Here is a 15,275-nt window from a genome sequence, read left to right on the forward strand (position 1 = left end):
ACATGACGCAAATTTCCGAACGCCTACTGGTTCAAGCCCACCTCGATGCCAAGCAGCCCAAGGTCCTCAGTGCCGAGGAAGAGGCTAGCCTGCGTACCGCCATCGCGGCCGAGCTCAAAGCTCAGGACGCGGTGCTGGTCGCCCACTTTTACTGCGACCCGGTGATTCAGGCCCTGGCCGAAGAAACCGGCGGCTGTGTCTCCGACTCCCTGGAAATGGCGCGCTTCGGCGCCGCCCACCCGGCCAAGACCGTGCTGGTCGCCGGGGTACGTTTCATGGGCGAGACCGCCAAAATCCTCACCCCCGAAAAACGCATCCTGATGCCGACGCTGGAAGCCACGTGCTCCCTGGACCTGGGTTGCCCGGTGGAGGAGTTTTCGGCGTTCTGCGATCAGCACCCCGAGCGCACAGTGGTGGTGTATGCCAACACCTCGGCGGCGGTCAAAGCCCGTGCCGATTGGGTGGTGACCTCCAGCTGCGCGCTGGAAATCGTCGAAAGCCTGATGGACAACGGCGAGACCATTATCTGGGGCCCGGACAAGCACCTGGGCACTTACATCCAGCGCCAGACCGGTGCGGACATGCTGTTGTGGGACGGTGCCTGCATCGTCCACGAAGAGTTCAAGTCCAAACAACTGGAAGACATGAAGGCGCTGTACCCGGATGCCGCGATCCTGGTGCACCCGGAATCGCCGACCTCGGTGATCGAACTGGCGGACGCCGTGGGCTCCACCAGCCAACTGATCGCCGCGGCGCAACGTTTGCCGAACAAGACCTTTATCGTGGCGACCGACCGCGGCATCTTCTACAAGATGCAGCAGCTATGCCCGGACAAGGTCTTCGTCGAAGCGCCTACTGCCGGTAACGGCGCGGCGTGCCGCAGTTGCGCACACTGCCCATGGATGGCGATGAATACGCTGGAGCGCACCCTGCAGTGTCTGCGTGAGGGTAGCAACGAGATCTTCGTCGAGCCTTCGGTGATCCCGCAGGCTGTGCGCCCGCTCAAGCGCATGCTGGACTTCACCCAGGCTGCGCGCCTGAAACAGGCCGGCAACGCATAGTCGAACGCGGATCAACATGTGGGAGGGAGCGAGCTCCCTCCCACATGTTGATCCGCACAAGCAGGGCGTTATTTTTTTTGCTTCGGAACCCGCACCAACTGCGTGTCGGAATAAATGTCATGCCAACTGCGTTTACGCTTGTCGAACAACGACCAGATAAACCCCAGCCCCACACACAGCCACGACGCAATCGACACGACGAAGCGCAACAGCGCCTGCCACAGACTGATGCGCGAGCCGTCGGCGTTCTGCACGCGCACGCCCCACACCTGCATGCCCAGGGTCTGCCCGGAATGGGTCCAGAACTTGGCGAAGAAACCAAACAGCACGAACAGCAGAATGGTCGACAGCAACGGGTCGCCGTCCAGCGCGCCTGATTCGGTGAGGGTGCGCATCTTGGCTTCGCCGACGAACGCGATCCATACCAGTTTGTAGAGGAACGCGGTGACGATCAGCAGGGCCGTGCACAACAGGAAATCATAAAACATCGCTGCCAGGCGACGGCCCAAGCCAACGGCGGGGAATTCGCCTTGGGGGCTCAGCAGGTTCTTCGGCATGGCAGGTCTCTCGGCTGGAAAAAAGCCATTTTACGTAATAACGGCCATAAAAAAGCCTCTGATGTCACCACCAGAGGCTTTTTGTCGCAGGGAGTGATCAGCTTTCGGCGATCACTTCATCCGCTTGCAGACCTTTTTGGCCTTGTACCGAAACGAAGGTCACTTTCTGACCTTCCTTGAGGCTCTTGAAGCCGTTGCCCTGAATAGCGCGGAAATGCACGAACAGATCCGGACCGCTTTCTGGAGTGATAAAACCAAACCCTTTCTCGTCGTTAAACCACTTGACGGTACCGCTCTGACGTTCAGCCATTTTCTTATTTCCTTGACGCTAAAAATGAATGACAGCCCCTTTCGCATGAAAGAGTACTGGGCTGGGTTGCAGGAAAGTAAGAGACGTCGAACGGGTGTAGCAAACTTTGGCTACTGCCCAGGTCCAGGTTCCAAGCGACCCATGCAAACACAGTGGGCAAACTCTACGCCAACTAATGGAGAAAAAACAAGCCCCGGAAAATGCCCTGGTTTTGCTGGGCGGTATGACACTTGGGTCAACAATTTGAAGATCACTTATTCGATAGACTTGATCACTTGTTATAGGTATATCCCGATAAAAATGACTATCGTCGTTGCACTGTTTTATGGCGGTTGCGTTACAGATTAGTGCACGTTAACGCAACCGCGTTACTTATAGGAACAGTCAATCAGCCACGGTAGTAACGTTGTGGCACGAATGGCATTTTACTTACACGAAGTGCCACTTTTTTCCCACGCACCAACGCAGAGACTGGGGTGTCCAGCGCGGTGAACGCGCTGTCCAGGTAACCCATGGCCAGCGGACCACCCAGGCTCGGGCCGAAGCCGCCGCTGCAGACACGGCCGATCACGGTGCCGTGCTCGTCGACAATCTCTGCGCCTTCACGCACCGGTGTGCGTTCCTGGGGCAGCAGGCCAACGCGCTTGCGGCTCACACCCGCTTGTTGCTGGGCGAAGATGCGCTCTGCGCCAGGAAAACCGCCGGCACGTGCACCGTCGGCGCGACGGGCCTTGGAGATCGCCCACAGCAGGCTGGCTTCGATCGGGGTGGTGTCGGTGTTCATGTCGTGGCCATACAGGCACAGGCCGGCTTCCAGGCGCAGCGAGTCGCGGGCGCCCAGGCCGATGGCTTGCACTTCGGACTCGGCCAGCAGGCTGCGGGCCAGCGTCTCGGCGCTGGCGGCGGGCACGGAAATCTCAAAGCCGTCTTCACCGGTGTAGCCGGAGCGGCTGACGTAGCAGTCCACACCCAGCAGGCGCAGGGCGGCGAACTGCATGAACGTCATTCGGGTGACTTCCGGGGCCAGGCGCGCCAGCACCTTGACGGCCGCCGGGCCTTGCAGGGCCAGCAGCGCGCGTTCTTCGAACAGCGGCTCGACGGTGCACTGCTCGCCGATGCGCGCGCGCAGGTGTGCCAGGTCCTGGTCCTTGCAGGCGGCGTTGACCACCAGGAACAGCTCGTCGTTGCCCAGGTTGGCCACCATCAGGTCGTCGAGAATGCCGCCCTGGTCATTGGTGAACATCGCATAGCGCTGCATGCCCACCGGCAGGTCGATGATGTCGACCGGCACCAGGGTTTCCAGGGCCTTGGCGGCATTGGCGCCGGTCAGGCGGATCTGGCCCATGTGGGACACGTCGAACAGCCCGGCCTGTTCACGGGTGTGCAGGTGTTCCTTCATCACGCCCAAGGGGTATTGCACCGGCATGTCGTAGCCGGCGAAGGGCACCATGCGCGCGCCGAGTTCGATATGCAGTGCGTGCAACGGGGTTTTCAACAGGGTTTCGGTGGACATATTCAGCTCCTGAAAAACGTGCGGACGCGCTTCTAAGCGTCAGCACTCGATAATGTTGACCGCCAAACCGCCACGGGCGGTTTCCTTGTATTTGCTTTTCATGTCGGCGCCGGTCTGGCGCATGGTGCGGATGACTTTGTCGAGGGACACGAAGTGCTGCCCGTCGCCGCGCAAGGCCATGCGCACCGCATTGATCGCCTTGACCGAGCCCATGGCATTGCGCTCGATGCACGGCACCTGCACCAGGCCGCCAATTGGGTCGCAGGTCAGGCCGAGGTTGTGTTCCATGCCGATCTCGGCGGCGTTTTCCACCTGGGAAACCGTACCGCCCAACACTTCGCACAATGCCCCGGCGGCCATGGAGCAGGCCACGCCGACCTCGCCCTGGCAGCCGACTTCGGCGCCGGAGATCGAGGCGTTTTCCTTGTACAGAATCCCGATGGCGGCAGCGGTGAGCAGAAAGCGCACCACGCCGTCCTCGCTCGCGCCGGGGATAAAGCGCATGTAGTAATGCAGCACCGCCGGCACAATCCCGGCGGCACCGTTGGTGGGCGCCGTGACTACGCGCCCGCCGTTGGCGTTTTCTTCGTTGACCGCCAGCGCGTACAGGTTGACCCAATCGAGTACCGACAACGGGTCGCGCAGGGCCGATTCCGGGTTCTTGCACAGTTGGCGGTGCAGGGCGGCGGCACGTCGCTTGACCTTCAAGCCGCCGGGCAAGATCCCTTCATTGCGACAGCCAGCGGCCACACAGTCCTGCATCACCTGCCAGATCTTCAGCAGGCCATTGCGGGTTTCGGCTTCGGGGCGCCAGGCACTTTCGTTGGTCAGCATCACCTGGCTGATGGACAGCCCATAGGTGGCGCAATGACTGAGCAAGTCCTTGGCGCTCTTGAACGGGAAGGTCAGGGGCGTGGCGTCTTCGACGATCCGGTCGGCGCCGGCAGCGTCTTCGTCCACCACAAAACCGCCGCCCACCGAGTAGTACTCGCGGCTGCGGATCTGGATGCCGGCGGCGTCAAAGGCACGAAAGATCATGCCGTTGGGATGGTAGGCGAGGGGTTTGCGAATCATCGCCAGGTGTTCTTTCTCGTTGAACGCAATGCTGTGTTCGCCGAGCAGGTTCAAACGACCGTCGCTGCGCATCTGTGCCAGGCGCGCGGCGATGGTTTCAGTGTTCACGGTGTCCGGGTGTTCGCCTTCCAGGCCGAGCAACACGGCCTTGTCGCTGCCGTGGCCTTTGCCGGTGGCACCGAGGGATCCGTAGAGTTCCACCTTGATGCCGCAGGTGGCGCTCAGCAGGTTGTCGCGCTTGAGGCCCTCGACGAATCGAGCGGCTGCACGCATGGGGCCGACGGTGTGGGAACTGGAGGGGCCGATGCCAATCTTGAACAGGTCGAACACGCTAAGGGACATGGTTGTTCTCCGGTTTCTTATTATCTATCGGATGTGCCCGATCAAAGTGTGGGAGGGGGCTTGCTCCCGATGACGGAGTGTCAGTTGATAAATCTGGTGACTGACACACCGCTATCGGGAGCAAGCCCCCTCCCACATGTTGGACCGCGTTCAAACCATCAGGTTATGCGTAGCTTTCGATCGACGGGCAGGCGCACACGAGGTTGCGATCGCCGAACACGTTGTCGACCCGGCCAACCGGCGGCCAGTATTTGCCGTCGATCAACGACGCGACCGGGTACACCGCCTGTTCGCGGCTGTACGGATGGCTCCATTCGCCCACCAGTTCGGCGGCGGTGTGCGGTGCGTTCTTCAGCGGGTTGTCGTCCTTGTCCAAGGTGCCGTTTTCCACCGCGCGGATTTCTTCGCGGATGGCGATCATCGCGTCGCAGAAGCGGTCCAGTTCTTCCCTGGATTCGCTTTCGGTCGGCTCGATCATCAAGGTGCCGGCCACCGGGAACGACATGGTTGGTGCGTGGAAACCGAAGTCGATCAGGCGCTTGGCCACGTCATCGACGCTGATGCCGCTGCTGTCCTTCAGTGGGCGCAAGTCGAGGATGCATTCATGCGCCACCAGGCCGTTGCTGCCGGTGTAGAGCACCGGGTAGTGCTCTTCGAGGCGACGGGAAATGTAGTTGGCATTCAGGATCGCCAACTGCGAGGCACGCTTGAGACCTGCGCCGCCCATCATGCTGATGTACATCCAGGTGATCGGCAGGATGCTTGCGCTGCCGAACGGCGCCGCGCACACCGCGCCTTCCTTGCGGGCCATGGCTGCGTGACCCGGCAGGAACGGCGTGAGGTGGGACTTGACGCCGATCGGGCCGACACCCGGGCCGCCGCCGCCGTGGGGGATGCAGAAGGTCTTGTGCAGGTTCAGGTGGGACACGTCGCCGCCGAACTTGCCCGGCGCGCAGAGGCCGACCATGGCGTTCATGTTGGCGCCGTCGATGTACACCTGGCCGCCGTTGTCGTGAACGATCCCGCAGATTTCGCGGATACCTTCTTCGAACACGCCGTGGGTGGACGGGTAGGTGATCATCAGCGCCGCCAAGTGGTCGCGGTGCTCGACGGCCTTGGCGCGCAGGTCTTCGATGTCGACGTTGCCACGGGCGTCGCAGGCGGTCACCACCACGCGCATGCCGGCCATGTTGGCGGTAGCGGGGTTGGTGCCATGAGCCGACGAGGGGATCAGGCAGATGTCGCGGCGTTCATCGCCACGGCTCTGGTGATAGGCGCGAATCGCCAACAGGCCCGCGTACTCGCCCTGGGAACCGGCGTTCGGTTGCAGCGAGATCGCGTCATAGCCGGTGGCCGCGCAGAGCATGGCTTCCAGCTCGGTGGTCAGTTGCAGGTAGCCGGCGCTTTGTTCGGCCGGGGCGAACGGGTGCAGGGCACCGAATTCGGCCCAGGTCACCGGGATCATTTCGCTGGCGGCGTTGAGCTTCATGGTGCAGGAGCCCAGCGGGATCATGGTGCGGTCCAGCGCCAGGTCCTTGTCGGCCAGCTTGCGCAGGTAGCGCATCAGCTCGGTTTCCGAGTGATAACGGTTGAACACCGGGTGGCTGAGGATCGGCGACTGGCGCAGCAGCGCGGTCGGCAGGCGGCCTTCGACCTTGGCGGCGAAGTCCGGCAGGGCTTTACCGTCGGCGAACAGCGCCCACAAGGTTTCGATATCGGCCTGGGTGGTGGTTTCGTCGACCGACAGGCCAACGCGCTCGGCGTCCACCACCCGCAGGTTGATGCGTTGGGCATGGGCCTTGTCATGCAGGGTGGCGGTGTGGGCGCCGGTGTTGAGGGTCAGGGTGTCGAAGAAGTGTTCTTGCTCGACCTTCAGGCCCAGGGCGTTCAAGCCGTTGGCCAGGATCGCGGTCAACTGGTGAATGCGCTTGGCAATCTGGGTCAGGCCTTTGGGGCCGTGGTACACGGCGTACATGCTGGCGATGTTGGCGAGCAGGACCTGGGCGGTGCAGATGTTGCTCGTGGCTTTCTCGCGGCGGATATGTTGCTCGCGGGTCTGCATGGCCAGGCGCAGGGCCGGCTTGCCGAAGCGGTCGACGGAAACACCGACCAAGCGGCCCGGCATGTCGCGCTTGAACGCATCCTTGGTGGAGAAGTACGCCGCGTGCGGGCCGCCGAAACCCAGCGGGACGCCGAAGCGTTGCGCGCTGCCGATGGCCACGTCGGCGCCGAACTCACCGGGCGGGGTCAGCACGGTCAGGGCCAGCAGGTCGGCGGCCACGGCCACCAGGGCGTTGGCGGCGTGGAAGCGTTCGGTCAGCTCGCGATAGTCGAACACGTCGCCGTTGCTGGCCGGGTATTGCAGCAGGGCGCCGAAGAACGGGCTGACGTCGCTCAGTTCGCGCTCATCGCCGACCACCACGTCGATGCCCAAAGGCTCGGCACGGGTGCGCAGCACGTCGAGGGTTTGCGGGTGGCTGTGGATCGAGGCGAAGAAGGCCTGGCTGCCTTTGTTCTTGCTCAGGCGCTTGCAGAAGGTCATGGCTTCGGCGGCGGCGGTGGCTTCATCCAGCAGCGAGGCGTTGGCGATCGGCAGGCCGGTGAGGTCGCTGATCAGGGTCTGGAAGTTCAGCAGCGCTTCCAGGCGGCCCTGGGAAATCTCCGGCTGGTACGGCGTGTAGGCGGTGTACCAGGCCGGATTTTCGAGGAGGTTGCGCAGGATCGGCGACGGCGTGTGGCAGTTGTAGTAGCCCTGGCCGATGTAGGTCTTGAACAGTTGGTTCTGGCTGGCGATGGCCTTGATCCGGGCCAGGGCCTCGGCTTCGCTCAGGCCGTCTTCCAGGCCGAGCACGCTGGTGCCCTTGATGCTTTCCGGGATCACGCTGGCGCTGAGCGCTTCCAGGGAATCGAAGCCGAGGCGGGCGAGCATCTGTTGCTCGTCGTCCTGGCGCGGGCCGATGTGGCGGGTGATGAATTCGTTGGCGGTGCTGAGATTGACGGTCATGGTGCGTTCCTCAGGCTTCAGCGTTGGCTTTGATCAGGCGGTCGTACGCATCCTGATCCAACAGCTTAGTCAGTGCCTCGGCGTCAGCCGGTTTAAAGCGGAAGAACCAGCCTTGGCCCATCGGGTCTTCGTTGACCAGTTGCGGGCTGCCTTCCAGCTCGGCGTTCACTTCGATGACTTCACCGTCCAGAGGCATGTACACGCCGCTGGCGGCCTTGACCGATTCCACGGTGGACGCTTCGGCGCCCTTGTCATAGGCCTGCAACTCCGGCAGTTGCACGAAAACCACATCCCCCAGCGCGTCCTGCGCGAAAGCGGTGATGCCTACGGTGACGCTGCCATCGGCTTCGGCACGCAGCCATTCGTGATCTTCAGTGAAACGCAACTCGCTCATGGAAACTCCTCAGGACCAGATTCATCTGGTGGGCGGGATGGGAATAATGGGGTGTTGCGTAGCAATATCGCGGCCAATGTTTTTAATTCGTTATAAATCAATGCGTTATGAAAATCTGCCATAGGCTTATGCCGTTTGGCTGTAGCGATTTCGCTACAGTTGGGCCGCTGAAAAAAAGCCTATGTGGATCAAAGCCTTGCATGGCGCGCAAAAAACAGGGTTGTAGCGATATCGTTACGCTGTAGCGCTTTCAGTACGGGTTAAGGTCGCTTTCGGCGGTCCGGTGGACGATCTATCTACCGCTTTGCACTGCGACCGGCGTTTTAACGTGTCCGCCTCTCGTTTTCAGGATGTGTTCCATGAGTGCTTCAACCGCCATTCCCCCGGAAATTTCCCAGGCCCGCCGGTCCCGCGATTATTTATCCGGCGTGTTTGCCCAGCGCCCGAGCCTGACCCAAGTGACCCAGGCCATGCTCCAGGCCTGGATCGATGACGAATTTGTCGGTTGCCGTCTGCAGGCCAGTCACATCTGGATCGGGGTGAAACCAGCAATGTCAGGCGGCACGGCCTATACGCAGTTGATCGCCTTGAGTGATGCGTTGATCCAGCGTTGCATGAGCGGCGAGGCGCTGAACTACACGCCAGGCCATCACCAGTTGTTGCGCCAAACGGGGCCGCAGGTTTTCGAACCGGTGACCGCAGTCGTCAGCGTGGACGACATCGAGTTGATGCTCAATACGCTGGCGCCCGACGTGCCCGCAGGGTTTGCCCGGCGGCTGGTGGCCTACTGGAACGCGCGAGTGTCGGACGGTGCTTCCCACAGCCGCTGGAACGCCGTGGGCAATCAGTTGCGCGCGTGCCTGCTGGCGGCGCGGCAGAATCCGTCGCTGACAGCGGCGCAAGCACGAGGGCTGCTGGGGCTGGGGGACGAACAGACGCAGCAACTGTGGGCGCAGCGGGTGGACCGCGAAGCCTTGGGCGCACCCGATGTGCTGCGTATCTATCAGGTCTATGCGGTCCAGGGGGAAGGCGTGGGGGAGTGGTTGCCGCTGTTGGTCCTGCAGCGTCGGGTCCAGGGGCAACTCGTCAGCCTGGTCTACGTCCCGGTGATAAACCTGCTGAGGCTCGATAGCCTCGACACCCTGGGCAACCTGCTGCCCCGCTACATGAGCGATTACCGGCCAGGCGTGCCCGTCCACTGGGTGCTTCGCGAGCCCGACGGCGACGTCTTCGATACGCTGGCCCAGACCTTGCTCGAGCGGCAACTGCGCAACCTGTCCCGGATCGACTGGTCGGCACTGCCCGAGGTCGAAAGCTACGAACACCTGTTCGCCACCCTCACGTCGCCACTGGCGTGGTTCGACCCCGATAGCCTCCAGCAGCCCCACGAAGAACAACTGCCGGTGTGGTTGCAGGGGGCGGGGAGTGCCGACCGTCTGTTCTACGGTCGGTGGCTCGAGCGCCTGCAACGGTTGCAACGGAGCACCGGCGGTGCTTCGTTTCTGGACGGTCTTGACCCGATCGATGTGTATGCGCGCAAGGCCCTGCAACGCCAACTGCAGCTGGACCATCCGAGGGAACCCGCCCTTGACCCCGACGACTTTGTGCTGACCTTCGAACGCACCCAGGGTGCTACCGTCGGCTGGACGCAATGCTCTGCCAAGACCTTGACCCAATGGTCGCTGGAAAACCCCTTCGCCACCGCCTATGCCAGCGTGCAGATCAGCCATTCGACCAGGCCCGGCAGCGTGCCCGGCTGGCTGACGTCTGCCTACCTCAAGCGCCTGATCGAATGCGTGGATGTGGGCCGCCGCTACCCGCAACTGCTCGACCGTGCGTTGATAACGGACCCGACGGAATCGGCACGACGGCGTCGATTGTTTGTGGATCAGATGGCACTCCAGTTGCCGATGCGGGCCCTTGAAAACAGTCTTCGCCAGTGCCACGGGTTTACCCGCTCGGGAGCCAGGGTGGTGCACGCGTTGTTGCAGCGCGATCCGCCACAGCGGGTGGTCGACGGCGAGGTGATTGTGGCCCGGCCCCTGGCGTTCCTGACCCATGCTGGCGGGCGTGCCCATCGGGCCGCCAACCTGTTTGTGATCGGGCCCCGCGACAACAGCGGGCTGCCCCATATTCTTTATCGGCCGGATCAACGCGAAGCGCTCCTGCAGCAATTTCCCAGTCGCCAGGCGCTGCTCGACGAAATAGCGCGTCCGGGCGAGCTGCAAACCCTGGTACTGCAACGGTTACCGGACAGCAGCCGGGCCTTGTTCGGCAACGGCGGTTTCCTGCGCCCCCATGTGCAGCGTTTCCTGCAGGGCGATGAATACGATGAACAGCCGGTCTCAGGCCCGGCGCTGCTCAGTGACGAGCCGGTGCCAGGTGAGTTCCTGGCGGCGGTGTTCGACGACAATGCGAAAAGCCTGTGGCAACTGGCGGTCAAACAGTCGGCGTCCAACGAGGCGCTGCGCTGGACCGTGTTCAAGAATGATCTGTGGCAAGTGTTCACGGCGCTGTTACCCATGATCAGGGGGCCGGTGGCGGTGGCTGGCTGGCTGTTTCAGACGCTTGCTACCTTCCGCGCAGTCCTGGCATTACCGGCAGAGGCCAGTCGGGAAGCGTCTGCCGAGGCGACCGCCGAACTGATCGGCAGCCTGGCCGGCCTGCTCATGAGCCCCGTGGTCCGACTGGATGAGCGTTTACGCCTGAGCGGTCCCCGCGCGATTTCGGCCGACGCGGGGCAGGTGCGAGAGGCGATCCCGGTCAGCCATGTGCGCCAATCGGTGTCGACGTTTGCCTGGCAGCGTGCGTTCGCGGATATCACAGTCATGGATTATTCCTGGTCCAATTCACGCTTCAAGCTGGCCCCGACGCAGCAGGCCGCGCTTGAGACTTTCCAGTGGTCACCTCGGGCCGGCGAGCGTTGGCCGACCGCTCCCACGCTGCTCTCGCCTGACTGCCCGGTGCGCGGCCAGGTCCGGGTGCTGCGTGGCGGCGCACCGGCCAGCGAGGAAAACTACACGCTGATCGACAGTAAGGTGTATGGCGTCAGCGCTGTTGAGGGCGGCTGGCGGATCGTCGATCTCAGGTCGCCTCGGCGCCTGGGTCCATGGCTCGGGAAAAATTCGCGGGGTGTCTGGACCGTCGACCTGGGCCTGCGCTTGATCGGTGGGCAGCCCAAGCGCACGGCGGCCGAGCGCCGTGCGCAACTGGAGCAGAAAAACCTGGCGCTCGAGCAGCGATACCGCGAAGTGAGCGCCGAGGTGGAGCAGGCAGAACGCATCCTGACTGCCGCCGAGGACCTGTGTGAAAAGGCCCATTTAAGCGCGCAAGGGGCCTTCACCGACCAGCACCGCAGCAGTGCGCGGGCGCGCTATTGGCGGGAGCTGGAGAAAAAGGCCGAGACGCTGCAAAAAAAGCTCAATGTGCTGCTGCAGATAAACGCCAACAAGCCCATGGACGGTTTTGAAAAAGAGCACAGCCTGCAGTTGCGGGACATGCTGCTGAACATGCGCCGGCAAATGTTCGTGTTGATTTTCAGTCGCCGGGAAGAGCAGTTTTCCGAGACGCGTTTGGAGCAATTGACTGCGCAGTTGGACGATAGCGACTCGACGGTGGTCCAGGCGGCTTACCGTGCGTTGGCCGAGGAAAGTCAAAGGGCCGGCGAGTTCCACGAAAAGATGGTCAACCTGAGCTTTTGGGAGCGCGTCTTTTACGAGCGTTTGCTCAGCATTCCGGGGCACGCCTCGTATATCGCCGAGATTGGCCCTTCTCCCCACGGCCTGCCGTTGGATTGGCGCACCTTACAACTGCAGACGCTCAAAGAGCGCCTGTGGCGTCGGCCGCCGCTGCCTGAAGAACAGGAGGATTTCAGTCGGGTCGAGACGGCGATTGACGAGGCGATCCAGTCGGCCCAGTCGCAGAAAACCATCGATGAGTCCGGTGTGCTGAGCCTGGCGCAGCGCATCGAAGGCATCCAGGCGATTCTGCACGAGTACGCCAAAGCCTTTGCGCTGCTGGAGGAATACCGCGCCCTGGCGCCGGACCTGTTGATGGGCGACAGCGAGGTGCCGGTGGGGACCACGATCCTCAGTCTGGAGCAGGAGTCGAGAATCGCCCTGGCCAAACTGTTGCGTGAGCAGGCGGGCGATCCTGTAGTCAGCAGCGTGCGTGCGCCCGGCGCCGGTCAACGGCTGATCCGCGACTCGAAGAAACGCTATCAGTTGGGCCAGGTACGTGCGCGCACCCCACAAGCCACCGAAGACATCGTCGATGTCATCAACCCGATCGACCGTAAAGTCGTCGTCAGCTTGCACCAGCGGCCCGGCTCCGCCGAGTTCGAGGCCGTTACCGAGGCTGGCGTTGCAGTCCCCCGGCCGACCCGCTCCCTGGAAAACCTCAAGGGCGACGCACGCCGGCTGTTGGCCCGAGAGCCGATCGTGCTGCAACAGGCCCGCGACGAGACGCTCGGGTCCAGCCCGCCGGCCAGCGTCGAGGCCCGGTTGATGCGGCAGTCCGAGGCCATCAAGGCTGTTGCCGAGAAGATTCGTAAAGCGTTGCCTTCCGCACGGGATACCGCCACCCAGGCGCTGCTCGACGAGCTGGAACACGCCGGCCGCCGTTATCTGGAACAAGGGCGGTTGCTGCGCATCGACATGCTCAAGCGGCTGCCACCCGATGAAGATGGGGTGGCCTGGCTCAAGGCTCAGGGCGAGGTGCGGATCGTGCGTATCGAAGGGCGGATTGCGCTCAAGCGCGCCGATGATTTCTTGCAGGAATACGTGGTCAAGGACCTGCAGGGCAGGGTGCTGGCCTACGCGCATTTTCACTACACCACGCCGACCACCGCCGACGCTGCGTACAACGCTGGTCATCTCAAGCGGCCGGAGCAGCGCTTTATGAGTTTTCGCAGCCTGGCCGACAAGGCCGACAGCGACGTGATCGCGATCTACTACTCACGCATCAGCGCGCCCATGGCCGAGCACCTGTTTTTCAGCGCCACGGAGGCCATCAAGCACCGTGGGCGACGCGCCTTCTGGTGATCAGGGTTTGCCGGGAATGCCGTACTTGCGCAAGCGGTGGGCGATGGCGGTGTGGGAGGTCTGCAGGCGGCTGGCCAGTTGTCGCGTCGAGGGATAGCTGACGTAGAGCTTCTCCAGCAGGCTGCGCTCGAAGTCTTCGACGGCCTGTTCGAGGCTGTCGACTTCCCCGTCGCTCTGGCGCGCCACCGAGGTGCCGGCGATATCCAGGTCGCCGATGTCCACCAGGCTGCTTTCGCAAATGGCCGCCGCGCGGAAGATCACGTTCTGCAACTGGCGCACATTGCCTGGCCAGCGGTTGCCCAGCAGCGCCGGATAGGTGCCGGGCGCCAGGCGGCATACCGGGCGCTGGATCTGCGCGCAGGCCTGCTGCATGAAGTAACGGGCCAGCAGCAGGATGTCCTGGCCGCGTTCGCGCAGGGGCGGCACTTCGACGTTGAGCACGTTGAGGCGGTAGAACAGGTCTTCGCGAAAGGTACCCTCGCTGACCATTTTTTCCAGGTTGCGGTGGGTGGCGCTGAGGATGCGCACATTGACCTTCACTTCGCGGTCGCCGCCCACGCGGCGGAAGCTGCCGTCGTTGAGAAAGCGCAGCAGCTTGGCCTGCAGATAGGGTGACATTTCGCCGATTTCATCGAGGAACACCGTGCCCTGGTTCGCCAGCTCCATCAGCCCCGGCTTGCCGCCGCGCTGGGCGCCGGTGAAGGCCCCGGGCGCGTAACCGAACAATTCACTCTCGGCCAGGTTCTCCGGCAGCGCCGCGCAGTTCAGTGCCAGGAACGGCGCACTTGAGCGCGCACTGATGGCGTGGCAGGCGCGCGCCACCAACTCCTTGCCGGTGCCGGTTTCGCCCTGGATCAACAACGGTGCATCCAGCGCCGCCACCCGTTGCGCGCGGGTCTTGAGGGTGCGGATCACCGGGGATTCGCCCAGCAGCGCATCAAACCCTTCGGCGTGGTCATGGTGCAACGCCGACAGTTGTTCGCCGATGCGGTTGGGCTGGTACAGGGTCAGCAGGCCGCCGGCATCGGTGATCGGCGTGGCGTCGAGCAACAGGGTCTGGCCGTTGACGCTGATTTCGCGCAGCGGCAGGCGAAAGCCATTTTCGAGCAGGGTGTCCAGCAATGCCGGGTCATTGAACAGCTCGGCGATGCTTTCCCCGGCCGGTTCGCGACCGTACAACGCGATCAGCGCCGGGTTGGCCAACAGGATCTTGCCGGCGCTGTCCAGGGCCAGCACCGGGTCGGTCATGGCCGCCAACAGGGCGTCGAGTTGCAGGTGGCGGCGCTGGCCGGGAAGGATGTCGACCACGGTGACCGCCTGCACGCCGCGCACGCTGAACAGCGCATCGCGCAGCTCTTCGAGCACCTCGGCGCTGAGGGTCGGCGCGTCGATGTAGACATTGGGCGGCACCATCTCCACCGCATCCAGGTTCAGATTGCGCCCACCGAGCAAGGCCAGGACTTCCTGGGTAATGCCGACGCGGTCGATGAAGCTGACGTGGATACGCATGGGGCGGTTAGCAATTCTGAAGAGCGAGAGGCGGCAAGTATGCCTGACAGGCGGTGCAGATCAACAATGTGGAAGGGCACTTGCTCCCTCCCACAAGGGATTCATGTCATCCCAGGTGCTCGGGTTTGATGGGGTCGCCCGGCTTCACGTCCAACTGGTGCCTGACATCTTCGAACATCAGGTCGTACTGCTTGTGCATCGAGCCATTGAGCGTGGCAATCTTCGGCATCCCATACTTCTGCGCGATGTTCATCGCATGTCGCGCGAAGTCGAAGGCCTGGTCCTTGGGCAGGAAGAACTCCTCCTTGATGTCGTTGCCCTGCACGGTGCCATGCAGCTTGAACAACATTCCCTTGCCTTCTTTGGGGTCCTGGCTGACTTCGTAGTCGATGCACAGGTTGTAGCTGTAATCATCGTTGTTGAGTGCGTGGCGTTCGATGTGCAAGTGACCGGACTCAAAGGTGGCCAT

At 62.8% G+C, this 15,275-nt stretch carries 10 protein-coding genes; 2 read left to right on the top strand and 8 right to left on the bottom strand.

Going from position 1 to position 15,275, the window contains the following annotated elements; all coding sequences use genetic code 11:
* Positions 1-2 precede the first annotated feature (2 nt).
* Positions 3-1,061: a quinolinate synthase NadA gene (nadA, locus tag ACLH0J_RS10540; RefSeq protein WP_411391922.1), complete on the top strand. Its 1,059-nt coding sequence runs from the start codon at positions 3-5 to the stop codon at positions 1,059-1,061.
* A gap of 68 nt (positions 1,062-1,129) precedes the next feature.
* On the opposite strand, the gene ACLH0J_RS10545 is transcribed toward nadA, so the two are convergent.
* The 6 genes from ACLH0J_RS10545 to gcvH form a co-directional block, all read right to left on the bottom strand.
* A complete protein-coding gene (locus tag ACLH0J_RS10545; RefSeq protein ID WP_411391923.1) occupies positions 1,130-1,618 on the bottom strand; it encodes an RDD family protein in 489 nt (162 codons plus the stop codon).
* Positions 1,619-1,715: 97 nt separating this feature from the next.
* The gene (locus ACLH0J_RS10550; RefSeq protein WP_411391924.1) at positions 1,716-1,928 is read right to left on the bottom strand and encodes a cold-shock protein; all 213 of its coding nucleotides are present in this window, start codon (positions 1,926-1,928) and stop codon (positions 1,716-1,718) included.
* Between the two features lie 388 nt (positions 1,929-2,316).
* Positions 2,317-3,441 carry a glycine cleavage system aminomethyltransferase GcvT gene (gcvT, locus tag ACLH0J_RS10555; protein WP_411391925.1) on the bottom strand — a complete coding sequence of 375 codons (1,125 nt, stop codon included), beginning with the start codon at positions 3,439-3,441 and terminating at the stop codon, positions 2,317-2,319.
* 39 nt (positions 3,442-3,480) lie between these two features.
* Positions 3,481-4,857 carry an L-serine ammonia-lyase gene (locus tag ACLH0J_RS10560; RefSeq protein ID WP_411391926.1) on the bottom strand — a complete coding sequence of 459 codons (1,377 nt, stop codon included), beginning with the start codon at positions 4,855-4,857 and terminating at the stop codon, positions 3,481-3,483.
* Between the two features lie 163 nt (positions 4,858-5,020).
* Positions 5,021-7,861, bottom strand: coding sequence for an aminomethyl-transferring glycine dehydrogenase (gcvP, locus tag ACLH0J_RS10565; RefSeq protein WP_411391927.1), 2,841 nt, complete (start codon positions 7,859-7,861; stop codon positions 5,021-5,023).
* 10 nt (positions 7,862-7,871) lie between these two features.
* The gene (gcvH, locus tag ACLH0J_RS10570) at positions 7,872-8,255 is read right to left on the bottom strand and encodes a glycine cleavage system protein GcvH (protein ID WP_411391928.1); all 384 of its coding nucleotides are present in this window, start codon (positions 8,253-8,255) and stop codon (positions 7,872-7,874) included.
* A 359-nt stretch (positions 8,256-8,614) separates the two neighbouring features.
* On the opposite strand from gcvH, the gene ACLH0J_RS10575 reads away from it, so the two are divergent.
* Entirely contained in the window at positions 8,615-13,297 is a 4,683-nt protein-coding gene (locus ACLH0J_RS10575; RefSeq protein ID WP_411391929.1) for a hypothetical protein, read from the top strand.
* Here ACLH0J_RS10575 and ACLH0J_RS10580 read toward each other — a convergent pair whose 3' ends face one another.
* Positions 13,298-14,806: a sigma-54-dependent transcriptional regulator gene (locus ACLH0J_RS10580; protein WP_411391930.1), complete on the bottom strand. Its 1,509-nt coding sequence runs from the start codon at positions 14,804-14,806 to the stop codon at positions 13,298-13,300. It abuts the gene before it with no gap.
* Positions 14,807-14,912: 106 nt separating this feature from the next.
* Positions 14,913-15,275 (bottom strand): DUF5064 family protein, encoded by a 363-nt coding sequence (locus tag ACLH0J_RS10585; RefSeq protein ID WP_411391931.1) that lies wholly within the window; start codon positions 15,273-15,275, stop codon positions 14,913-14,915.

It is taken from the genome of Pseudomonas sp. MPB23, assembly GCF_046605395.1.
Lineage (GTDB): Bacteria > Pseudomonadota > Gammaproteobacteria > Pseudomonadales > Pseudomonadaceae > Aquipseudomonas.